The 21,101-nt window shown below is 65.9% G+C and carries 18 protein-coding genes and 1 pseudogene; 6 read left to right on the top strand and 13 right to left on the bottom strand.

The window, feature by feature from the left end; translation table 11 throughout:
- Window positions 1-312 precede the first annotated feature (312 nt).
- The gene (locus I53_RS31480) at window positions 313-1,602 is read left to right on the top strand and encodes a hypothetical protein (RefSeq protein ID WP_187294376.1); all 1,290 of its coding nucleotides are present in this window, start codon (window positions 313-315) and stop codon (window positions 1,600-1,602) included.
- Window positions 1,603-1,869: 267 nt separating this feature from the next.
- On the opposite strand, the gene I53_RS17445 is transcribed toward I53_RS31480, so the two are convergent.
- From I53_RS17445 to I53_RS17415, 7 genes are all read right to left on the bottom strand, one after another.
- Window positions 1,870-3,183 carry an MFS transporter gene (locus I53_RS17445; RefSeq protein ID WP_244447735.1) on the bottom strand — a complete coding sequence of 438 codons (1,314 nt, stop codon included), beginning with the start codon at window positions 3,181-3,183 and terminating at the stop codon, window positions 1,870-1,872.
- 140 nt (window positions 3,184-3,323) lie between these two features.
- A complete protein-coding gene (locus I53_RS17440; RefSeq protein ID WP_043352903.1) occupies window positions 3,324-4,220 on the bottom strand; it encodes an MBL fold metallo-hydrolase in 897 nt (298 codons plus the stop codon).
- Complete coding sequence (locus tag I53_RS17435; protein ID WP_043352900.1) at window positions 4,217-5,560, bottom strand: MFS transporter; 1,344 nt, start codon at window positions 5,558-5,560, stop codon at window positions 4,217-4,219. The genes I53_RS17440 and I53_RS17435 overlap by 4 nt, the downstream gene beginning before the upstream one ends.
- A gap of 49 nt (window positions 5,561-5,609) precedes the next feature.
- The gene (locus I53_RS17430; RefSeq protein ID WP_043352898.1) at window positions 5,610-5,939 is read right to left on the bottom strand and encodes a DUF4387 domain-containing protein; all 330 of its coding nucleotides are present in this window, start codon (window positions 5,937-5,939) and stop codon (window positions 5,610-5,612) included.
- Window positions 5,923-7,308, bottom strand: coding sequence for an acyclic terpene utilization AtuA family protein (locus I53_RS17425; protein WP_043352896.1), 1,386 nt, complete (start codon window positions 7,306-7,308; stop codon window positions 5,923-5,925). Before I53_RS17425 ends, I53_RS17430 begins: the two co-directional genes overlap by 17 nt.
- A gap of 25 nt (window positions 7,309-7,333) precedes the next feature.
- Window positions 7,334-7,885: a flavin reductase family protein gene (locus tag I53_RS17420; protein ID WP_083936095.1), complete on the bottom strand. Its 552-nt coding sequence runs from the start codon at window positions 7,883-7,885 to the stop codon at window positions 7,334-7,336.
- On the bottom strand, window positions 7,882-9,228 hold the full coding sequence (locus tag I53_RS17415) for an LLM class flavin-dependent oxidoreductase (RefSeq protein ID WP_043352908.1): 1,347 nt from the start codon (window positions 9,226-9,228) through the stop codon (window positions 7,882-7,884). Before I53_RS17415 ends, I53_RS17420 begins: the two co-directional genes overlap by 4 nt.
- Before the next feature lie 255 nt (window positions 9,229-9,483).
- Here I53_RS17415 and I53_RS17410 point away from each other — a divergent pair, with 255 nt between their 5' ends.
- A complete protein-coding gene (locus I53_RS17410; protein ID WP_043352893.1) occupies window positions 9,484-10,491 on the top strand; it encodes a LacI family DNA-binding transcriptional regulator in 1,008 nt (335 codons plus the stop codon).
- A 451-nt stretch (window positions 10,492-10,942) separates the two neighbouring features.
- Here the strand turns inward: I53_RS17410 and I53_RS17405 are convergent, their stop codons facing one another.
- A complete protein-coding gene (locus I53_RS17405) occupies window positions 10,943-12,511 on the bottom strand; it encodes a winged helix-turn-helix domain-containing protein (protein WP_043352890.1) in 1,569 nt (522 codons plus the stop codon).
- Window positions 12,512-12,665: 154 nt separating this feature from the next.
- On the opposite strand from I53_RS17405, the gene I53_RS17400 reads away from it, so the two are divergent.
- From I53_RS17400 to I53_RS35205, 4 genes and pseudogenes are all read left to right on the top strand, one after another.
- Window positions 12,666-13,706, top strand: a complete 1,041-nt coding sequence (locus I53_RS17400; protein WP_043352889.1) for an alpha/beta fold hydrolase — start codon at window positions 12,666-12,668, stop codon at window positions 13,704-13,706.
- Window positions 13,696-14,217, top strand: coding sequence for a cytochrome P460 family protein (locus tag I53_RS17395; RefSeq protein WP_205782309.1), 522 nt, complete (start codon window positions 13,696-13,698; stop codon window positions 14,215-14,217). The genes I53_RS17400 and I53_RS17395 overlap by 11 nt, the downstream gene beginning before the upstream one ends.
- Window positions 14,218-14,391: 174 nt before the next feature.
- Complete coding sequence (locus tag I53_RS31475) at window positions 14,392-16,071, top strand: ABC-F family ATP-binding cassette domain-containing protein (protein ID WP_083936094.1); 1,680 nt, start codon at window positions 14,392-14,394, stop codon at window positions 16,069-16,071.
- A 69-nt stretch (window positions 16,072-16,140) separates the two neighbouring features.
- Window positions 16,141-16,630, top strand: a pseudogene (locus tag I53_RS35205) (integrase); the annotation flags it as partial.
- Window positions 16,631-16,633: 3 nt separating this feature from the next.
- Here the strand turns inward: I53_RS35205 and I53_RS17385 are convergent.
- From I53_RS17385 to I53_RS17370, 5 genes are all read right to left on the bottom strand, one after another.
- Entirely contained in the window at window positions 16,634-17,449 is an 816-nt protein-coding gene (locus tag I53_RS17385; RefSeq protein WP_043352881.1) for an IS5 family transposase, read from the bottom strand.
- Window positions 17,421-17,813, bottom strand: a complete 393-nt coding sequence (locus tag I53_RS33385) for a hypothetical protein (RefSeq protein WP_148291188.1) — start codon at window positions 17,811-17,813, stop codon at window positions 17,421-17,423. Before I53_RS33385 ends, I53_RS17385 begins: the two co-directional genes overlap by 29 nt.
- An 80-nt stretch (window positions 17,814-17,893) precedes the next feature.
- Window positions 17,894-19,078, bottom strand: coding sequence for a DUF3095 domain-containing protein (locus I53_RS17380; protein WP_043352879.1), 1,185 nt, complete (start codon window positions 19,076-19,078; stop codon window positions 17,894-17,896).
- Between the two features lie 408 nt (window positions 19,079-19,486).
- Complete coding sequence (locus I53_RS17375; RefSeq protein ID WP_043352876.1) at window positions 19,487-19,831, bottom strand: hypothetical protein; 345 nt, start codon at window positions 19,829-19,831, stop codon at window positions 19,487-19,489.
- 100 nt (window positions 19,832-19,931) lie between these two features.
- Window positions 19,932-21,101 (bottom strand): adenylate/guanylate cyclase domain-containing protein (locus tag I53_RS17370; protein WP_043352875.1); only part of this gene is annotated, 1,170 nt, incomplete at its 5' end.

The following is a 21,101-nucleotide window of genomic DNA, read 5'->3' as shown; positions in this document are numbered from 1 at the left end:
CGCAAAATGACTGTCGGCACCCCAAACGGACCCGGCGGCGCTGTCTGCTTCGATGCATTCGCCGTCCAGAAGCGGACGGGCCGGACACCACCCCGAGCGAACAGTCCGATAGCGACCCAACCCAGCCGTCCCGACCGCCGCTGGCGCTTCCACAAAGCGGCCGCCCGTCAGCCGTCCAGCACCTTCGGCTCAGGGTGGAAAGCCGATGTTGGCCTCTTGTCCAGAACCCGACATTGAGCTTGCCGCCCCTTTCCGTCATTTCAAATCGGTTTCTCCGCCGCTTCAAAGCGGATGTTCGCTCAGAGGGGTCGAATGGCGCTTGAGGATTGGGAAGAGAGCACGGCTTCCCCGCGCAGCGGTGGACAGGGCGAAGTTCGCCAAGTTCGTCATGTCTCGGACGGCCGTGTCGGGGCACTCAAGCGGCTGCACCCCGAAGCGGCGAAACAGCGAGAACGCCGCTTCAGAATGCTGACTGAGGTCAGTGGGCTGCGAGCTATGAATGGCGACGGTGTCCCCCGGGTTTTTGAGGCAAACGAGACCAAATGGCTCAATACGGCGGATAGTTTGTACGTCGTTATGGAGTTTATCGACGGGCCTACCATGACGGAACTCGTCCAACGAGCGTCACCGTCTTTGGACGAAGCTCTAGCTTGCACCATTAGGGTCCTAGACATCCTCTCTGTTGGGCACGCGCTCCCGCTCCACCACCGCGATCTGAAGCCGGACAACGTCATCATCCGGGGAAGCGTGTGGTCCGACCCCGTGTTGGTAGACCTCGGGATTGCCTGGCATGGCCGTGAGAACCGCGAGTTCGAAACGCCGGCAGGTCGGGAGATGGGCAACCGATTTTTACGGCTACCTGAGTTCATGCCGGGAGGCGACCACTACGACGCCCGCTCCGATCTTGCGATGGCGGCTGGTCTCCTGTTCTACCTGCTCTCTGGGCGAGCTCCACGCCTTCCTGTCGGCCATACTGGTCGACATCCGCATCGCGTAGAGCCGAGCCCAATCCGTCCAGAAATCTTGAGCGACGAACGGTGGGCGGCGCTGTCGCGGATCCTCACTGTTGCCTTCCAGCACAATCCGGAAGCACGCCACCGTGATGCGCCAGAGATGCGGCGCCAGCTTGTTGCTCTGAACGAGGCGCCTATGAGTATCGAGGATGAACTTGACCAAGAAATCGCACGACTGCGTGATTTGACGAGCACAGCAGAGGCGCAGCAACTGGAGCAAGCCCGGCCTGCCATGGCGGCTGCGAACAGCAAGCTTTATAGCGAGCTGACCGTGCTTTGGGGACAGGCCGATTTAATGCATGGTGGCCAGGGTGCGACTTTCAAAAATGGCGGATTCACTAATGAATTTTACTGCCTGGTGTCACGACAAGGGCTGCCCGAACCATACATCATATTCCGGCATATCATCACGTTCGCATCAGGTCGTTACTCGGCGAGTTGGATGATCGACGACGGTCCCGTCGGATCCACTTACTATGAAGGCTCAGCTGCCGATGGTGATGGACTATCTGAGGCCTGTCACGTCAACGCGCGCAACCTTGCTGGCAATGCGATACGTGCATTCAATGAGCGGCTCGCGAGACGCTGATTTCTACCGAGAACCTTGAAGCTGCGGCTCCGCTTCAGTGGCCAATCTCTATCTTTGAGCGTCATTTGAATGCCCGCAGGCAGACCTTCGGAACGTCGCCGTTGGGTCGGGAGCGATCGGAACCGCGACGTCCGCTTTGATGCTTCTGCCGCAAGGAAGCGGATAGCCAGAAATCCACCCATTGCAGATGCGTGGCGTCCAAAATTCAAGAGCCGAAAGCAGACGTCCACTCAGCCGGGTGGACGTCTGGCCCGTGTGGAACTGCCGTCAAGCCGATTGTCGCACGCGAGAGTGGATGATGATGTCGCTCGGCTCGGTGCTGACGGCCTCCAGGGCCATGCCCTTCGTCTCGACCCCGAGCACGAAGACGACGACGCCCTGCACAAAGAGCCCGGCAGAGATCAGGCCCAAGACGGCCGTGATTCCACCCTGCATGTACAGAAAGGCGATCAGGAATGGGATGCCGATGTTGGCGAGGCGCCCGGCTGTGCTGCACAGACCCACGCCCCGCAGGCGGATCTCCGTCGGAAAGAGCTCGGGCACGTAGGCGGCGATGCTGAGCGCGCCGAGGATGAAGACGCAGGCCACGAGGCAGAATCCGAGCCCCATGACCAGCGCGGGGTGATCTGCCTGCGGGTAAGCCAAGCCGATCGCGAGGGCCACGAAGGAGAACAGGACGATTCCCCTTTTGCGCCCGAGGCTCTCGGCCAGCAGGCAGCCGATGAAGGCGCCGAGCGGTGCCCCGAGCGTCATGACGGCCGTGAAGCCGAGAGACTTCGTGACGGTCATCCCCTGAGCCAGGAAGAAGGTCGGCATCCAGGTGATGAAGCCGTGGGTGATGAGGTTGTTGACGATGTTGATGACGATACCCGTCACCGTTCGGCTCAGGAGTTGGCCCTGGAACAAGGCGGAGAGCGGAACGCTCGGGGCGGCGATCGGGGTGTGGACGGCCGGCACGGGCGCAACCTGCGATCCGTAGACCTGTTCCTCGATGCGGCGGGTGATGGCCTCGGCCTCGGCGTGGCGGCCCTTCGATTCAAGCCACCGGGGCGATTCCGGCATGTTCTTCCGGAGCAGCCAGACGATCCCGGCGCCGATCCCGGCTATGGCGAACATCCAGCGCCAGCCGAGATAGGGGATGATCAGAAAGCCGCCGAAGGTCGCCGCGAACAGGGCCGAGTTGGTGAAGACCGCGAGCAGCGCCGCGAACCGGCCGCGGATCGCGGGCGGCATGAACTCGGACAGGGTGCCGTAGCCCACGACGATTTCCGCCCCGAGCCCGAGCCCCATGACGAAGCGGAAGCCCGTCAGCCACAGGATGTCGGGAGCGAAGGCCGCCGCCATCGAGGCGATCCCGAAGATCGCGAGGTTGAACTGGTAGGTGAAACGCCGTCCATAGCGGTCCCCCAGGATGCCCGCGAGCCAGGCGCCGACGGTCATGCCCGCGAACGTCGCCGAGATGAACCACGCGTTCCGGTCGACGTCCGAGAGTCCCTCGCGGACCAGGGCTCCGAGGACCCCGGCGGCGAGGTAGATGTCGAACCCGTCGAAGAACATGCCTGCTCCGACGAGGAACAGCATGCGCGTGTGAAACCTGCTTCGGGGCAAACTATCCAGGCGATGCCCGATGGACGATCTCGTCATGGTTGCGTCCTCCCTCGCCGCCGAACCGCATCGGCCCGGGGTCGTTGTGGTGTCTCCAGGTCGTCCGGGCTGAAGCTTCAGCCGTCCGCTTCGGCCTCCTCGCAGAGAAACCGGAAGGCGAAGCCATCGCCACGCGTCGCGATGCGTGCCGCGTGGGGCGCCATGAAGTGCCCTGGGAAGAGGACGCCTTCCGCTTCCGCCAACTGCGCCAGAAGCCGGCGGCGCGTCAGCGCGGCCGTGGCCGGGTCGATGCAGCCCATGCAGCTCCATTCGGGATGGAACACCTGGACGGGGTGATGAATGATGTCGCCCGTGAACGCCCCGGCCTCCGGTCCGCAGTGGAGCCAGACCGCCACGTGCCCCGGCGTGTGGCCGGGCGCCGGCGCGAGGTGGAGAACGCCTTCGAGGACGTGATCCTCATCGACGACGAGGGCGCGCCCCGCCTCGAGGATAGGCAGCACGCTGTCGCGGTAAGCCTGGAGATGCGGGCCGCGCGCGCCTTTCTCGTGTTCGGCCTGCCAGAACGCGTGCTCCGTCCGACCGAACACGTAGGTTGCGTTCGGAAAGGTCGGCACCCAGCGCCCGTCGATGAGCCGCGTATTCCAGCCGACATGGTCGGCATGGAGATGCGTGCACAGAACGTAGTCGATGTCATCCGGGGTGGCCCCGGCTTCCGCGAGGCGGTCCAGGAATGCGGTCGACAGGTTGCACCAGTCGGGCCGGGCGTCCCGAACCTTGCCGTTGCCGACGCAACCGTCGATCAGGATCCGCTTGCCCTCGGTCTCCACGAGCCAGGAATGCATCGAGAGCAGGATGCGCCGGCTTGCCGGATCGAAATGGTGGGGGGCCATCCAGTGTTCGTGGGCCGCGATCTCCGCTTCGGTCGCAAGGGGGAAGAAGCGCAGCAAATCGAAGCTCGAATCGACCATCTCGACGATCGGCGTGACGGTCGCGCGCCCGACCCGGAACGTCATGCCACCGCCTCCCGCAGGACGAAGCCGTCGGGCTCTCCCGTCCCGGACGCGACGGCGCCGAGTTCGTGACCTGCAGCCTCGCGCAGCGGCCGAATGCACAGCACCGACACCACGGACGCGGCGGCTATGTAGCCGGCGAGCGGCCACCAGCTCCCCGACCAGGCCCAGAGCGCCGCCGCGAGGACCGGCGTCGGACCGCTCCAGATCACCGTGGCAAACTGGTAGGCGACGGATACGCCGCTGTAGCGGATCGGAGCCTCGTACTGCTCGGCGAACAGGCTCGGCTGGACCGCCTGCGTGGTCGCTTGCCCGAAGACGAGGCCGCCGACGAGCGCCAAAGTAATGAGAGTCGCGCTGCCGGTCCCGATCAGCAGGAAGAACGGCACGATGAACAGCCCGGTGAAGACCATCCCGCCGGCGAAGACGCGCTTGCGGCCGATGCGATCGGACAGCGCACCGAAGAACGGCTGCGCCACGAGGCAGGCCGTGGCGGCGATCATGAGGGCGTTCAGCACCACGGGCCGGGGCACCCCGATGGCGGTCGTCATGTAGGCGAGGGCCCAGACGGCGAAGACGTGAAAGGAGGTGTTTTCAGCGGCCTGGGAGCCGATCACCAGGGCCGTCAGGCGCTTGCGATGCCCGATGATCGCGCCGATCGGCAGGGCTTCCCGCCGCCCTGACTGCTTGAGCCGCTGGAAGCTCGGCGACTCGGCCAGACGGCGGCGAATGACGATGCCGACGACGAGGAGCAGGCCACTCAGCAGGAACGGCACGCGCCAGCCCCAGTCGGCGAATTGCTCCGGGCTCGTCAATGCGGTCACAACCGCCATGACGCCGGAGGACAGCAGAAGGGCCGCAGGAATCCCCATTTGCGGCCAGCTTCCGTAGAATCCCCGCCGCTCCGGCCGCGCGTGCTCCACAACCATGAGCGTGGCGCCACCCCACTCCCCGCCGACGGCGAAGCCCTGGAAGAAGCGAAGGGCGGTGAGCAGGACCGGCGCCCAGAGCCCGACCGTCTCGTAGGTCGGCAGCAAGCCGATCAGGAAGGTCACCGCGCCCATCATGCCGAGGCTCAGCACCAGCATGGCTTTGCGGCCGATCCGGTCGCCGTAATGCCCGAAGACGATGCCGCCGATCGGCCGCGCCACGAACCCCACCGCGAAGGTCGCGAACGAGGCAATCATGCCGGTCGTAGCGTCCGCGGCCGGAAAGAAGAGCTTGTTGAAGATGAGAGCGGCGGCCGTCCCGAAGATGAAGAAGTCGTACCATTCGAGGGTCGAACCGATGAAGCTGGCCAACGCGACCTTGCGCGTGTCCATGCTCTGCCTTTGCATGGCCATGTCCCTCCCTGTCTGTCCTTGCTCTTGTCGGCAGTGACGATCGGATGGTTCAGGCGGGCGATGGCCGGTCGATCGGAATCTCGACGTCGAGCAATGGCGCGTGCTGCTGGGCGCCGTAGACATCCGTGTCGCCGATGTCGCCGGCCGGCACGAGGCGCGGGAGGGTCGCCTTGAAGGCGGCAGCCGTGTCGTAGGGCGTGAACAGCACGTCCTCCTCCGCGACGCCATAGAGCTTGGCGAACAGGGCTGCGTTGAGCACGCCGGTCGCCTTCACCTGTCTGTAGACGTCATGGTCTTCGAACAAGACGTCGATCGTCACGAGGAACGGGGCGGCGTTCTTGCTCTTGCAGATCTGTGCGATGTCACCGATGCGCGGCATGATACCCTCTTACCGTCTCGTATTCGATCGGAAACATCTCGTACGGGTCTTTCGGCGCGACCACGTGGAAGATGCTGAAGCGGTACATCGCCCCAAGTTCGATGTCCGACGGGCTGAACGGGAAGGCCATGTTGCCCTCCTTGCAGAGGCGGCCCGCGAAGTCGGCATGCAGCATCGAGGTGCGGGCCATCGCGACGACGGCGTTGGCGATGTCCTGGGTCCGGCCGACGATCTCGACGACGAAGCCGAGTTCGTGCGAGGTGATCGCCTTCTGGGGTTCCCAGGCAGCCATCACACCGTCCTTGCCGTAGGTCCGCACCACCATCGTGTAGTCCGAGGGCGGGACGCCGAACGAGGCGGCCTTCGTCGCCACCGTCCTGCGGTGGGTTTCGAGGTAGCTGTCGATCTGACCGATCAGCACCGGGTCCCGCGTGCCGCAGATCGTGATCGCCCGGTAGCCGACGCGCTCCACGCCTTCGAGCTTCACCGTGTAGGTCGAGGCGGGTGTCCAGGTCATGCCGCCGACCCTGACGGCGCGGTCGCTGATCGCCTCGAAAGTGCAGGCGCTGGTATCGAGGAGCCCGCCCGGCTCGGTGTGATGGATCGGGCTCGCGTTCTCGTGCAGGGCGAAATTCGCCACGGCGAGCGGCGTCGAGCGGCGGATCGGGTTCGGCGGCTCGCAGACGATGTGATCGTCGCGGACCCGGAGGAAGATGTTGTCCGGCTCCTTCGGGATGGTCGGCTCCGCGCCGCATTCCAGCATCTTGCCGGCGTACCAGGCGGGCGCGGGCGGGATGCCGGCGCGCATGGCCGGGGCGGCCCACTGAGCCGGATCGCTGGAGCGGCCCGCGAGGATGACCTGGGCCCCCTCGTCGAGGGCGCGGGCGAAGGGCTCAGGCCCCATCATGCCGACGATGCGCTCGGCGCGGTCGACGGTCGCCTGATCCAGGGGCTTCATTTTGCCGAGCGGCCGGGTCTTCTCCTCGGCGATGCGGTCGCACAGCCAATCCTTGGGCTGCTCGGAATGGATGAGGGCCATCTTGAACGAGAGGCCCTCCTCGCGGGCGATCTCCCGCACGAGGGCGGCCGTATCCTGCAGGTGGGGCTCGCCGCCCGCGCCGCCCGACGTGCCGATGATGCAGGGGATGCGCGCCGCGACCGCGGCCATCAGCATCAGGCGCAGGTCGCGCTTCACGGAGAGCCGCGAGGTGAAGGATTTGCCGGAGCCGAGATAGTACGGTCCGGGATCGGTGCTGCCGCCATCGCAGCCGATGACGTGCGGCTCCCACGTCATGCCGATCTTCAGCGATTCCTCGGCGAAACCGTAGCCGAGGATCCCGCTGGTGGAGAGCATCCGAAATTCGTTCACGAGCTGCTCCTGCTGTGGGGCGTCGTCACCGGGACGAGGCGTTGGCGGCGGTCTCGGTGAAGGTGCCGAACCGGCCGTCGAGGTAGAGAAGGGGGTTGCGCCGCGGGTTGGTCGCCGCCGACAGGACGCGGCCGATGAACACCGAGTGGGTGCCGTAGCGATGCTCCGCCTCCAGCGCACAATCGAAGCTCGCCAGGGCATCCTCGATGATCGGCGACCCGTCCGGCGCCTGCGTGCAGGTCAATTGGTCGAAGCGGTCCTCGCCCTTGAGCCCGGTCCGGCCCGCGAAGAGGCCCGCGACCGCCAAGTCCGCCTCGGCCAGGATGTTGACCGCGAACCGCGCCGTCCGGCAGATCACCGGATGGGCGCTGGCCGTTCCGTTCACGCAGACGAGCAACGTCGGCGGCGCATCGGTGAGGGAGCAGACCGCCGTCGCCGTCAGGCCGGTCCGCGCGCCAGGTTCGCCGCAGGTGATGATCGCGACGGCGCCCGGAACCTCCCGCATGCAGCGGCGGAACTCGTCCGGGTCGACATGTGCCGCGTCGTCGACCCGCTTCGGCTTGAGCCATGCACTCATGACGAACTCCCAACCTTGCGCCAGTCCCCGGCCTGGGGACGCGGAAGACCGAGATTCTCCCGCAGCGTCGTGCCGGCGTAGTCCTTGTGGTAGAGGCCACGCCGCTGCAGTTCCGGCACGACGTAGCGGGTGAAGTCTTCGAAGGCGCCGGGCGCGTGGGTCGCCGCGAGCACGAAGCCGTCGCAGGCTCCGCCCTGGAACCATTCCTCCATCTGGTCGGCGATGGATTTGGCCGTGCCGCAGAAGATCGGGAACTCGCCGATCGTGCCGCGTCCGGAGAAGTGGACGAAGTCGCGGACGGTGGGATTCTGCTTCCCGCTGAGGGCGACGACCCGGTCCCGGAAGCCGCTCCAGGACAGGCGCGTCAGCTCCTCGTCGGTGAATTCCGAATCCGGGTCCTTCGAGTCAAAATCGAAGTTGAGCGCCTCGGAGAGCAGCACGACGGCATCGACGGGCTTGGCGAGGGCGCGGATGTATTCGCGGCGCTCCTCGGCGGCGGCCTGGCTGTCGCTGACGACGACGTAGCAGGCCGGGCACACGCTCACGCTGTTCGGATCCCGCCCCGCCGCTGCGATCGCGCTCTTGAGCTCCCGGTACTGCTTCCGGCCGGCTTCGAGGTTCGGATAGACGACGAAGATCAGCTCGCCCCAGCGGCTCGCGAAAGACCGGCCGCGGCCGCTCTGACCGGCCTGGATCAGCACCGGGTGGCCCTGTGGCGAGCGGGGCACCGGCAGCGGGCCCTTGGCCGCGAAGTACTGTCCTTTGTGGTTCAGGGCATGAACCTTGGCGGGATCCGCAAACTGTCCGGTCTGCTTGTCGAGGACGATCGCCCCGTCCTCCCAGCTGTCCCAGAGGCCCATGACGACCTCCATGAACTCGTCCGCCCGGTCGTAGCGAAGGTCGTGAGGCAGGTGCTCCGTGCGCCCGAAATTCGCGGCCTCGGAGTTGTTGAGCGACGTCACGACGTTCCAGGCAGCCCGCCCCTTGCTCATGAGATCCAGGGTGCCGAACAGGCGCGCGACGTGGAACGGCTCGTAATAGGTCGTGGAATACGTGACGCCGACACCGAGGCGGCTGGTCACGGCCGCCATCATGGTGAGGATGCAGAACGGGTCCATCTTCACGGCCCGAACGCCGTTGGAGACCGCGTCGCGGTAGTCGTCGGCATAGATATCCGGCATAGCAAGCCGGTCGTCGAAGAAGGTGAGGTGGAACTTGCCCTCCTCCATGACGCGGGCAAGGCGCTGGAAGTACTCCGGGGTCGTAAAATCCGTGGCACCGCCCGGGTGCCGCCAGGACCCCGGGGCAATGGAGCAGTTCTGCGCCTGCATGAACCCCACCATCTTGATCTGGCGCGTGTCGCTCACCCCGCGACCTCCCTGTTCGTTGCGATATCGCCGCCCCACCGGACTGAGGACCGATGCGGCCCGACTTTGCGCAAACGTTTGCTCAACTGATCGTCAGAATTATTTCGATCGACGGGGCCCGTCAACGCAACGGGGCACGTATCGGGCGCCAAAAGCCGGATATTTCGTTGTTGCGGTGCGCAACTATGCGCAAATTTTTGCGCATGAAACGGCAACAAACACGAGGCAGGGATGAGCGAGCGGAGAGCGACGATCGTGACCGTCGCGGAGGCGGCAGGGGTCGCCCCCTCGACCATTTCCCGCGCGTTGAAGGGCGATAAGCGGATCTCGCCCGAGACCCGCGCGCGCATCGCGCGGGTGGCGTCGGAACTCGGCTATACGCCCTACGCCTCGGCGAGGGCCCTGGCCTCGGGACAGAGTGGGTTGATCGGGGTCGTCGTCGGCCCGATCACGAATCCCTTCTATACTCAGCTGCTCTACGAGGCGGTGCGCCAGATCGGCGAGCGCGGAATGCGCCTGCTCGTCATCCACGCGGGCCCCGGCCCCCTGGAGAACAGTATGGCGGACGCCCTGCTCCAGTATCAGGTCGATGGGTGCCTCATCAGTTCGGTGGATCTGCCGTCCCATGTCGGAGCGGTCTGCGCGGCGAACGCCGTGCCGGTCGTCATGGTCAACCGCGTCGCGCAGGCGGATACCTGTGCGGTGGTGTGCGACAACGAATTCGGCTCCGTGCAACTCGGTGAGTTGCTCCTCCGCCGGGGGCGGCGCCGAACAGCTCTGGTCCGCACCTCGACCCCATCCTCGACCGCCCGCGAGCGCGACGCCGGGTTCACGACCTTCATGCAGGCCGCCGGCCATCCGCCGGTGCTCCGCCTCGACGGCCAATCCTGTTACGAGGGCGGTTTCGCGGCGGGCCAGCAAATCGCGGCTTTGACGATGGCAGAGCGCCCCGACTCGGTTTACGCCGTGAGCGACATCATGGCCTACGGCGTCCTCGATGCCCTACGCTTGGCCGGCATCGCCGTCGGCCGGGACATCGCGGTCGTCGGCTTCGACGGCCTGCCACAATCGGCCCGGCCGATCTACAATCTGACGACGGTCGAGCAGCCCATCGGGCCGATGATCAGCCGAGCGCTCGACCTGTTGCAAGCGCGGATGCGAGACAGGACGTTGCCGGACGAGACGATTTCCCTCCGGGGGCGGCTGATCGAACGTGGTTCGAGTCGATCCATTCCATGATCGCCGTGGGCCGCAAAGCAGATGATCCAATCGAGACGAATTTTCTAGGACAGATTATCTGCGTGTTCGCCTTCATCAGGAATCACTAGCGGCTTTCGCTCAGCTTTAGCTCTGAATTATCTTGAGCTCTGCGTCCGCGCGAAGCCATCACGCCGGGAAGCCCAAAAGACCAGGTAGGGTCGAGAGGAAGCTGTCCGCTTTTCAGGGGCTTTTTCGGAGCAAACCGACGGCTTTCGGCCAGACTACGTCACGCCCCATCGCGATCACGCGCAGAACTGGCCGTTCGGCTGGGCGCCCATGCCGGACACACAGGAACGAAGGTCAATCTCTCTGATGCGGACACGTCCTCACGAGGCTTCCAAGTGGGCAGACGGAAGGGAGCAGGACGTCATTGTGACGGAATCACCCGCGCCCGCAAGAATCCGTTCGTTGGCGATCGCTCGCGTATTGTTCACTCCGGCAAGCCGGCGATCTGCAATGACTCGGCATAAGTCCTTGCCATGCTGGCGAGTGGAACTGGGATACGGGCGAAGAACGCGCTTACTGTCAGGTCCGGCTCGACACGAAGCAGTGTTCTGACAGCGATGCGCGCCTGCTCGGTCTGACCGAGCTTTACGAGAGCAACCGCTAGGACACGTAAGGCCACGGCAAAGCGGCCGTTCTGGGCCAGCGCCTGCTCAGCCAAGCGGGCAGCTTCCGCATAATCCTCGTCGATGACCGAGGCGAGGGCAAGAACGCCGGACATGAGCCAACCGCGCGGGTCTCGCGGGTTGAGCTTTTGCGCGCGCAGTGCCATCGCACGGCCCTCGTCCCGGTTGCCGCACATAGTCTCGATCCAGCCTGCCAGGGTCAGGGCCATCGCCGAGTTGGGGTTGATGAGCAGCGAGCGGCGAAAGAGAATGCGTGCGCGCTCGCGGTCGACTCCAGCCATGTTCCAGATGGCGAACGCCGCCATCCAGAGCACTTGAGCGTCTTCGGGCGCGATCTCGACGGCGCGCCACGCCGCGCTGACGGCGGCCCTGCGGTCGGTGTCCGTTTGATGCATCCACCCTTGGAAGTGGCATTGCGCGCGCGTGTAGGCGGCCGCGGCCAGGGCTTGCGCGTAGTCTGGGTCCACGACCAGGGCTTGGTCGAAATGATCCAGCGCCGCTAACAGGCTCTCCGCGGTGAACGCGGCCAAATGGGCGTAGGCCCGCAAGGTAAGGTCGTAGGCGTCGAGCTGCACCGGGCGTTCCCGCTGCAGGCGGCCGAGCTCGGCGCGCTGGAGGGTAGGCTCGATGACCGCGGCGACGCACTCCGCCACTCGGTCCTGCAGGTCGAACACGTCCTCCGGATCCCCGTCGAAGCGATCAGACCAGATGTAGGCTCCGGAGGCAGCGTCGATGAGCTGGCCGGTGATGCGCAGCCGCGTAGCGCTCCGGCGCACGCTGCCCGCGAGCACGTAGCCGACGCCGAGTTCCTGCCCGACTTGGCGAATATCGATGCTGGCACCCCGGTAGGTGAAGGAAGAATTGCTAGCGATCACGAACAGGCCGCTGCTTCGGGAGAGGGTAACGATGATCTCCTCGGCCATGCCTTGGCCGAAATAGTCCTGCGCTGGGTCGCCGCTGAGATTCGAGAAGGGCAGGACGGCGATTGCCGGCAACCGCGCAAAACGGAGCGCGCCGTGCGCCACGCCAATGGCTTCCTCTGTCCGGGCGCTGCCGTCGGCGACCTCCTGGACAGGAGCGACGAAGCGCAGGCCCTTCCTGGGCAGGGTTCGGATCAGCTGCTGCGCCGCGCCGGTGTCGCCGATCGCGGCGCGGGCGGCGTTGATGCGACTGCCGAGCGTCGCCTCGGAAACGATACGGCCGTGCCAGACTGCCTCGAGCAGGTCGTCGCGGGTGACTACCCGGTCGCGCGCCTCGATCAAGAACTTGAGAACGTCGAAAACCTGAGGCTCGACGGCGACAAGGGTCCCGTCCGTGCTCAGCTCGCGCCGGGTAGCATCAAGGGTGAAGGGTCCGAACCGGTAGATCACGAGGCGTCCGCGGCAGCGCGCGATGGCTTAGCACGCATGGTCTCCCGCATAAATCATGATGCTCTCAAGAGCGCGCCAATGCCCTCTCAAAGCGCGCCACCGCGGCTTAGGGCAGTCCGTGAAGCATCGAAGACGCCAAGTCAGGGAGCTGCTCATGCCGAGGGACATCCATCCCGATACCCACACTTGGAGCCGCCGCCGACTCCTCGGGACCGCTGTAGCGACCGTCGCCGTCGCGGAAGTGGGGCTCGTCGGTGTTGCACGCGGGGAGACTGCGTCCATCGCGAAGGCCGGTCCCATGCCCGGCACGCTGAAGCAGATCGATGCCGGCGTGCTCAACGTCGGATATGTCGAAGCCGGCCCGGCCGATGGCCCGGCGGTCATCTTGCTGCACGGCTGGCCCTACGACATCCACGCATTCGCGGAGGTCGTCCCGATCCTCACTGCAGCCGGGTACCGGGTGATCATCCCCCATCTCCGCGGCTACGGCACAACCCGCTTCTTAGCCCACGACGCGGTCCGTAACGGTGAGCAGGCCGCACTGGCTGTCGATGTCATCGTCTTGATGGACGCCCTCGGTATCGCCCGGGCCGTTCTCGGCGGCTTTGACTGGGGAGCGCGGACGGCCGGCATCGTCGCGGCGCTCTGGCCGGAGCGGTGCAAGGCGCTGGTCTCGGTGAGCGGCTATCTGATCGGCAATCAGGAGGCCGGCAAGAAGCCGTTGCCGCCGAAGGCCGAGCTGTCTTGGTGGTATCAATTCTACTTCGCCACCAGCCGGGGACGGGCCGGCTACGAGGCATATCGGAAGGATTTCGCCCGACTAATCTGGCAGACTGCCTCACCGGGGTGGCGTTTCGATGACGCGACTTTCGAGCGGAGCGCTCAGGCCCTCGACAATCCGGACCACGTCAGCATCGTCATCCACAACTACCGGTGGCGGATCGGCCTTGCCGAAGGGGAACGGCAATACGAGGCCCTGGAGAACCGGCTGGCGCAAGCGCCGGACATTCGCGTGCCGACCATCACTCTGGAGGGGGACGCAAATGGCGCCCCGCATCCGCAGCCCGAGACTTACGCCAGGAAGTTTGCCGGCCGCTACGAGCACCGCCTGATCACCGGCGGCATTGGTCACAATCTCCCGCAGGAAGCGCCGCAGGCTTTCGCGCGTGCGGTGGTCGACGTCGATGGCTTCTGATTTCCGCATGCACCGGCGGCTGCTGGCCGCGGCAGCCCGTCTCACCGCCGGGTTCGCCCTTGTGTCAGCCGGCACTGCTCAGGACGTCGGAAAGCCGGCCTCACCAATCTATGGTGTCACGATCCCAGACGGCTATCGCAGGTGGCTTCTCATCGCCCCGGCCTCGGAGGGTGAACCACTCAACGAGCTGCGCGTCGTCCTGGGAAACGCGGTGGCGGCGGAAGCCTACACGCGCGGCACGCTGCCGTTCCCTGACGGGACGGTTTTGGTGAAGCTGGCTTGGAAGCATGTGGCCTCGCCCGAGTTCGAGGCGGCCACCGTGCCGGGGATGGCGACGACCGTGCAGGTGATGATGAAGGACTCGAAGCGCTACCCGGCCTCGGGTGGTTGGGGCTTCGGGCGTTTCGTCGACGGTAAGCCGGCCGACGAAGCGGAGCACCGAACCTGCTTCGCGTGTCACGAAGCGCGTGTGAAAGACCGCGACTACGTCTTCACACGCTACGCGCGCTGAGAGAATCCGGTGCAGAGAAACCACACGGCTCCCGGCGATGACTGTGATTTCGCCGAGCGCCTTGCGCCTCATGGATTGTGAGTCTAGTTCGCAGCCGCTTATCAGAGTGCCGTCTCGCCATGTGATCCTCGCCCGAACCTGCTTTTTATCCAAGCCTGTTTCGGGAATAGATCCATGTCCGCGTTCATCACGCTTTCGCGCCTTTCCTGGTCGACGCCAGACGGCCGCCCGCTCTTTTCAGACATCAATCTCGCCTTCGGTCCCGAGCGGACCGGCCTGGTTGGACGTAACGGCGTTGGCAAGTCGACACTGCTCCGCTTGATCGCGGGCGATCTCCGACCGAGTGCCGGGTCGGTCTCGCGGCACGGCCGCTTGGGCGTCATGCGCCAGCTTGTCCACGTGGACGCATCTGAATGTGTCGCCGACCTATTTGGCGTCCGGCGCGATCTTGCGGTGCTGCGTCGAGCCGAGCGCGGCGAGGCCGACGCAGAGGATCTGGCCGATGCCGATTGGACGCTGGAAGCACGGCTTGAGGCCGCGCTCGCTCGCTTCGGCTTGGCGATTGCACTCGACACGCCTCTCGCGAGCCTGTCAGGCGGGCAACGCACCTGTGCTGCGCTCGCCGCCTTAGTATTTTCTCGACCAGACTTCCTGCTGCTCGATGAGCCTACGAACAACCTCGATCGAAAGGGTTGGGACGCAGTTGCCGCTCTGCTGGCCGATTGGCGCGGTGGAGCGCTCGTCGTCAGCCATGATCGGGCTCTTCTCGAGAGTATGGACACGATTGTGGAGGTCACGGCGCTTGCCACTAGCCGATACGGTGGCGGCTGGAGTGCATACCGTGCGCAGAAGGATCTGAAGCTCGCGGCCGCTGAGCACGACCTCGCCGATGCCGAGAAGCAAGTGGCCGCCGCCGCTCGTGCAGCACAGGTTGCTGCCGAGCGCAAGGCTCGTAAGGACAGCGTTGGTGCACGCGCCGCCACCAAAGGCGATGCGCCGCGCATCCTGCTCGGCGCGCAGAAAAACCGCAGCGAGGCGACCGGTGGCGTCCAAGCCCGTCTGGCAGAGAATCGACTGGCCGAGGCCAACGCCAGTGCCGCCGTTGCGCGCGAACAACTTGAGGCCCTGCAGCAACTTCGGGTGACGCTCGCGCCGACGGGCCTGTCGGCCAACCGGCGGGTTCTCGTGCTGGAAAAGGTTACCGCGGGATATGCCCCAGACGCGCCCGTACTCCGTGATACGTCTCTCGCGATCGTCGGTCCAGAGCGCGTGGCACTTGTTGGACCGAATGGGTCCGGCAAGTCGACGCTTTTGCGCCTTCTTACAGGTTTGTTGAAACCTTGGTCTGGTGAAGTCGCGCTCTATGTTAACTCCGTGATTCTGGATCAACAGGTCAGTCTGCTTGATCCAGGCGAGACAATCCTAGAGAATTTCAAGCGGCTCAATCCAACCGAAGGTGAGAATGCCTGCCGGGCAGCGCTGGCCCGGTTCCAGTTCCGGGCGAATGCCTCTCTGCAGTTCGTGCACAGTTTGAGCGGTGGGCAGATGCTCCGTGCCGGCCTCGCCTGTGTTCTGGGCGGTCGGGCTCCGCCGCCCCTGCTCATCCTAGACGAGCCAACGAATCATCTCGATATTGACTCGATCGAGGCTGTCGAGGCGGGGCTTGCCGCATATGACGGTGCCCTACTCGTCGTCAGTCACGACGAACGATTTCTAGACGCGATCCAGATAGAGCGACGCCTCAGGCTGACCAGGTCGCTTGACTTGCGTCCAACCGACGGCAGCTTTCGGCAAGCGCCTGCGGCTGACCACACGGCTGGGTTGGGTCGCAACCGGCCCGTCCGCTTAGTCTGACCTCACCCCAGGGGCATCGGATCGGGTGTCTTCTCGCCTGGTCGGCATGGGCCGGCGAGGAGACAGACGATGGAACACTCCGGACACGATCCGGCAACGCAAGGCCGATCGGCCTGGAATGCGGGTCGCAAGCTTGGCGCTAAGCGAGCGCTTAAACCTCAGCAGGTCTGGGCCATTCGGGGATATCGTCAAGCTGAAGATCAGCGATCTTGTCGGCGGCGGTCGTGTCCGCAGCCGGGCCATCGTCATTCAGCGAAAGACCGGCCGGCCAGTGCTGTTCGAGCTTCTCGAGCCTGCTCGCACCAGCATCCTGGCATGGCTGGAGGCCCGGGGTGGAACGCTCGACGACGATGCGTTCCCGAGCAGGCTCGACGGCATCACGCACATCAGCACCCGGCAGTATGCGCGGTTGGTCGACGAGTGGGTCGCGGGCATCGGTCTGCGGAACGAGGATTACGGCACCCACTTCCTGCGTCGAACAAAGGCGTCGTTGATCGACAAGCGGACCGGCAACCTGCGTGCCGTTCAGATCCTGCCCGGCCATGCAAAGATCGAGAGCCGGTTAGAGGCTGTTACGGACTGCAGCGAAGTCGGCGACCCTGCGGAGGAGCAGGACGCTGAAGGCGACGAGGTGCAATCCGGCCAGAGTGGCGGGCAAGCGCTCGTAGTCACGAGCCAGTCGGCGGAAACGGGCCATCCAAGCAAAGGCGCGTTCGACGACCCATCTGCGTGGCAGCAGGACGAAGCCGCGCTTGGTCTCGGGTAGCTTCACGACCTCCAGGGCGATGCCGTGATCGGCTGCCGCCTTCGCCGCACGCTCGCCGGTATAGCCCTGATCGACGTAGGCGAGATCCACGCTGTCGCCGGTCGCCTCCTGCACGGCATCAGCCAATGTTGCCACGGCGGCGCGGTCATCGGCATTGGCGGGCGTGACGTGCAACGCCAGCACCTGCCCGAGCGTATCGACGGCCGCGTGCAGTTTCGAACCCCGGGTGCGCTTATGGCCGTCCCAAACGGCGCGGGCCCCACTCTCCGGCGTCGAGCGCAGCGTCCGGCTGTCGAGGACCACGGCCGAAGGTTCCTCGGTCCGGCCCGAAGCCAGGCGCAGCACGGCGCGCAGGTCGTGGACCAAGGTCTCGAAGCAGCCCGCCCTCAACCAGCGTTGGGCTTGATCGTACACGGCGTGCCAGGGCGGCAGATCGTGGGGCATCGCACGCCAAGCCACGCCGTATCGCACCACGTAGCGCAGCCCGTTGAACACCTCCCGCAGACTGTGCTCGCGTTGAGCGGCCGTTTCGGGAAGCAAGGTCAGGTAGGGGGCGACCAGCGCCCACTCTTCATCGCTGACATCAGACGGATAGGCGTGACGGGACTGCATCCCTCCGAAACTGGCGCAGCCGTAGGTCCGTAACAGCCTCTAGGTACCTCGGTGTCGATGTCGAGGATGCTTTGACCTTGGCAGAAGGGACGGAAATTTGAGCGTTTGGCCCCTCGGCTTCTAAACCGAGGGACTTCGGAACCAGCCCGGCAGCAATGCGCCCATCCCGGTCATTCAGCTTGTTTCGAGAACGCTCCGAAGCGGACATCTCTTCCGCAAAGATCCCAGGCCGGAGAAGAACCGACACGGTGAAGATTTTCGCGGCTTCCACCGGTCGCCGCTCGCATGCAGCGGCACCGATCAGGCTGGCGCCGACCGCGAAGGTCCCGTCATCGACCAAACGCTCGCCGATGCGGTGCTGCACAGTGATCCTGAACGCCGCTCGAGGTAGGTCGTCCCGAGCGCCCGCGCTTCATCCGGCAGCAGCCAGGCTTCACAGCCCCCTCACGGGCTGGTCGGCACCACGGCCCCGACGCTTGCCGCCCGAGCCTTCAGCCTTGCGGCGGCCGCGGCGTAGCCTCCGCCAGCGCCATCGATGAAGTGCATGTGCCCGCGGCCGGGCACCGGAGGGCTGATGCAGGTCAACTGCGCAGCCAATTGCCGTTCCAGCCCGAAATGGCAGATCCCCCGCGCCTCCGCACCGGCGAGCTGCGCCTCCAGCTGATCCGCGAAGGCCTCTGTGCAGTCCAGCGTCATCCGCAGCGCATCATCGTATTTGCGGAAGTCCGTATTCCCGACGATCTCGTGCCGAAGCGCGGCCGGATCGAACCCTCCCACCCGCAAGCCGATGCGGTAAATCAGGTATTCGGGGATCGATCGTGCCACGAGGTGAAGCTTGCGCCAGAGGCGGCTCCGACGGGAGCCCGGCATGGCGCGCAGTTCAAGATCCAGGCCCGCCCACGGTCCGTGCATCTGCGGTCCCTCATCCTGCATCGGATGTGCGACCTCGGCACTGATCTCCACACTGTGCAGGATTTCTTGCACGAGTTGCCGGAAGGCCGGCGCGTCGCCGCTGTGCTGCGGCACGAGCATGAGCGAGAGAATCAACGCGTGGCGGGGACGGATTGCCTGCCAGCGGCAGGAGAGGCCGGTCAGGTCGGGCTGGCTACCGGGCTCAGCCGGTAGGACGGCATAGTCGCCGGCCTTCATGGCGGTCTCTGCCCAGGGCAGGCCGCCTCCGCTGAACATGGCATAGGACACGTGAGCACTGGGCGCGTAGCGCGCGACGCGCACGTCGAGCCCGCGATCGCGCACGGCTGAGACCGGTACCAGAGCGGTGCGCAACTCGAGCTGCAGCGCCTCGCCGACCCAGACGGCCGTTGCGGCCAGCGCTTCTCTGGCGGCGTCTACGTCTTCCGGGGCAATCGCGAAGCTTGCCCCGTCGCCGGCGAAGACGAACGGGAACGCGCGCCGGCCGAGGGCATTCGAAACGGCCGCGATGATGGCTGCGCCGGCCGCATTGACCGCCTTGTAGCGGCCGAGCCCGATCTGCTGCTGAGAGCCGACGACATCAGTCACACCCAGCCACCAGGTCGTGGGAAGCGGCCGATAGAGGCCTGGATCCATGAGGCTGGAGAAGGCGGTAAACCGGGGCAGGCTCGCGTAGAAATCAGGGGTCGCGCGGCCCATTGCGGGTTCGATTGGCTCCTCTGCACGTCCCGATGTCCTCGTCGCCGTCATCGCCCTGCTCCCTGGCACAGCCTCGGACGCGCGGCGCGCCCGGAACGCGGCACCGACATCTTCCTTGGTGGGACCACCATCACCACGGTCGCGTGCACGCCTTCAAGCGAACGCGCTGCGGCGGCGACAAAGTCACGACCGCTCCGCGCTGCCGCTCGGCTCATGTCTAATGCGGTTGCGGTTTGAATTTCGATATTCGGGCGGCGTCTTCGGGATGAATGGGTCCGGGGTGCCGGCTCCCGTCCCGTCGTCACGGCAAGCTTTGGTGTGACGACGTCGGCCAACCGGCCGCCGCTGCGGGTGCAGCGGCGGCCGATCGCGCACCGGGGCCTCAATCAGCCGAAGACGGATGCTCCGTCAGCTGCAGACGCGCTCGTGTCCGAAGAACAAGGGGTTGTAGACGACGCGGTAATCCCTGAAATCCGAGCTCAGGAAGTAGCCACCCGTGGGATAATTCCAGTCGAACCCGCCGAAGTGCCGACGGTAGCCACGGTGGTGGAAGTATCGATGGTGGCCGAACCCGCCGTTTCCGAAGCGACCGTACCCGAATCCGCGATGGCCGAAGCCGCCGTGATGGCCGAAGTTGCCGTAACCAAATCCGCCGTGACCGAACCCGCGGGCATCGGCGCTGGCGGCACCGCCGGCCAGTGTCGCGATTGCGAGACCTGCGACCATCATCGTCTTCGTCGAAGTCGTCTTCATCGTGCTTCTCCCTGTTGGGGTGACAGCACTCTGCGCCTGACGATGTCCGACCGCTGTGACCGCGGTCACAGAGGCCCGGAAACGCGGCGTGGCGCGGGATCTATGGCAGCCGCGCAGGTTCGCGCGTCAACCAAACCGCGATGGGTTGGGACCGTCCGCGGATGGAAGCCGTCCGCCGCTCGTCGAAGAGGCCGGCCGGCTCAACGATGCCGGCAGCCGTCAGGAGATCGGCGCTGACGGCGAGGCGGGCCTTGGCCTCCGACGCCACGGCCAGCAGGCGGCTCGCGACGTTGACGGTATCGCCCGTCGCCGTGACCTGCTGATTGGTGTCGCTGCCGAGGCGCGAGAGGATCGCCGGTCCGGAATGCGCGCCGATCCGCACGTCGAGCGCCCGTCCGGCGCCTGCCAGTTCGGGATCGCGCGCGATCCAGTCGCGAGTCCGGACGATGAGATCGCCGGCCGCCCGCACGGCGTTCTCCGCCTGCGCGGGATCGGGGTCCAGGGCGCCGAACACGACCATCGCGCCGTCGCCCATGAAGTTGACGACGAGGCCTTTGTGCGACGAGGCGGTCTCGTCCACGAGATCGTGGAACGTCTTGAGGAGGGCGCGGGTGCGGACCGGGCCCAGGCGCTCACTCTGGCCGGTGAAGCCGGTCAGATCGATGAAGAGCACCGGGATCTCGCGCGTGAGGGGTGCGGCCAGATAGGTCGGGTCCCAGGCGAGCCGTTCCGCGAGCGCGGCGGGTTGAAGTCGGCGCAGGGCCTGCTCCGATCGCGCGAGCCTCAGGCCCTGGCGGCGATCCAGCGTCTGGCGCGCCACCGCGCACAGGAGCGTCGGCAGGCCAGCGGCTGCGAGCGGCAGGGCGGCGCTCATCCAGATGCCCTGGCTGAAGGCGACGGTGCCCAGAGCGAACCAGGCGGCCAGCAGGAGGAGTACGAGGATGGCTGCTGGGAGCGGTGGGGCCAGCGCGATCAGGAGCACGGCAGCGCCCGCGAGAATCCCGGCCGCCACCCCGTCGAGCCGCCGAACGCGCGCATCGCGCACGAGTCCGTCGCCCGTGGTCAGATGGGCGATGCCGGTCGCCAGCAGTTCGACGCCGGGCATCACGGGATCGAACGCCGTCGCAAAGGTGTCGCTGCCCCCGAGTGCCGTCGCGCCGATCACCACGACACGGTCCGCCAGAGCGGCGACGGGTGCCGTTCCATCGAGAAGTGCGGCGGCGCTCAAGGTCTGGATCGTGCGTCGCGGCCCGTAGGGACGGAGAGGAAG

It is taken from the genome of Methylobacterium sp. B1 (assembly GCF_000333255.1).
Classification (GTDB): domain Bacteria; phylum Pseudomonadota; class Alphaproteobacteria; order Rhizobiales; family Beijerinckiaceae; genus Methylobacterium; species Methylobacterium fujisawaense.
This window is presented reverse-complemented; position numbering and strand designations above follow the sequence as displayed.

What these genes read in the sequence shown, in the direction of transcription:
- I53_RS31480 (WP_187294376.1), top strand. Translation starts at nt 313, where the DNA reads ATGGCGCTTGAGGATTGGGAAGAGAGCACGGCTTCCCCGCGCAGCGGT.
- I53_RS17445 (WP_244447735.1), bottom strand. Translation starts at nt 3,183, where the DNA reads ATGCTGTTCCTCGTCGGAGCAGGCATGTTCTTCGACGGGTTCGACATC.
- I53_RS17440 (WP_043352903.1), bottom strand. Translation starts at nt 4,220, where the DNA reads ATGACGTTCCGGGTCGGGCGCGCGACCGTCACGCCGATCGTCGAGATG.
- I53_RS17435 (WP_043352900.1), bottom strand. Translation starts at nt 5,560, where the DNA reads ATGGCCATGCAAAGGCAGAGCATGGACACGCGCAAGGTCGCGTTGGCC.
- I53_RS17430 (WP_043352898.1), bottom strand. Translation starts at nt 5,939, where the DNA reads ATGCCGCGCATCGGTGACATCGCACAGATCTGCAAGAGCAAGAACGCC.
- I53_RS17420 (WP_083936095.1), bottom strand. Translation starts at nt 7,885, where the DNA reads ATGAGTGCATGGCTCAAGCCGAAGCGGGTCGACGACGCGGCACATGTC.
- I53_RS17415 (WP_043352908.1), bottom strand. Translation starts at nt 9,228, where the DNA reads ATGGTGGGGTTCATGCAGGCGCAGAACTGCTCCATTGCCCCGGGGTCC.
- I53_RS17410 (WP_043352893.1), top strand. Translation starts at nt 9,484, where the DNA reads ATGAGCGAGCGGAGAGCGACGATCGTGACCGTCGCGGAGGCGGCAGGG.
- I53_RS17400 (WP_043352889.1), top strand. Translation starts at nt 12,666, where the DNA reads ATGCCGAGGGACATCCATCCCGATACCCACACTTGGAGCCGCCGCCGA.
- I53_RS17395 (WP_205782309.1), top strand. Translation starts at nt 13,696, where the DNA reads ATGGCTTCTGATTTCCGCATGCACCGGCGGCTGCTGGCCGCGGCAGCC.
- I53_RS31475 (WP_083936094.1), top strand. Translation starts at nt 14,392, where the DNA reads ATGTCCGCGTTCATCACGCTTTCGCGCCTTTCCTGGTCGACGCCAGAC.
- I53_RS17385 (WP_043352881.1), bottom strand. Translation starts at nt 17,449, where the DNA reads ATGCAGTCCCGTCACGCCTATCCGTCTGATGTCAGCGATGAAGAGTGG.
- I53_RS17380 (WP_043352879.1), bottom strand. Translation starts at nt 19,078, where the DNA reads ATGGGCCGCGCGACCCCTGATTTCTACGCGAGCCTGCCCCGGTTTACC.
- I53_RS17375 (WP_043352876.1), bottom strand. Translation starts at nt 19,831, where the DNA reads ATGAAGACGACTTCGACGAAGACGATGATGGTCGCAGGTCTCGCAATC.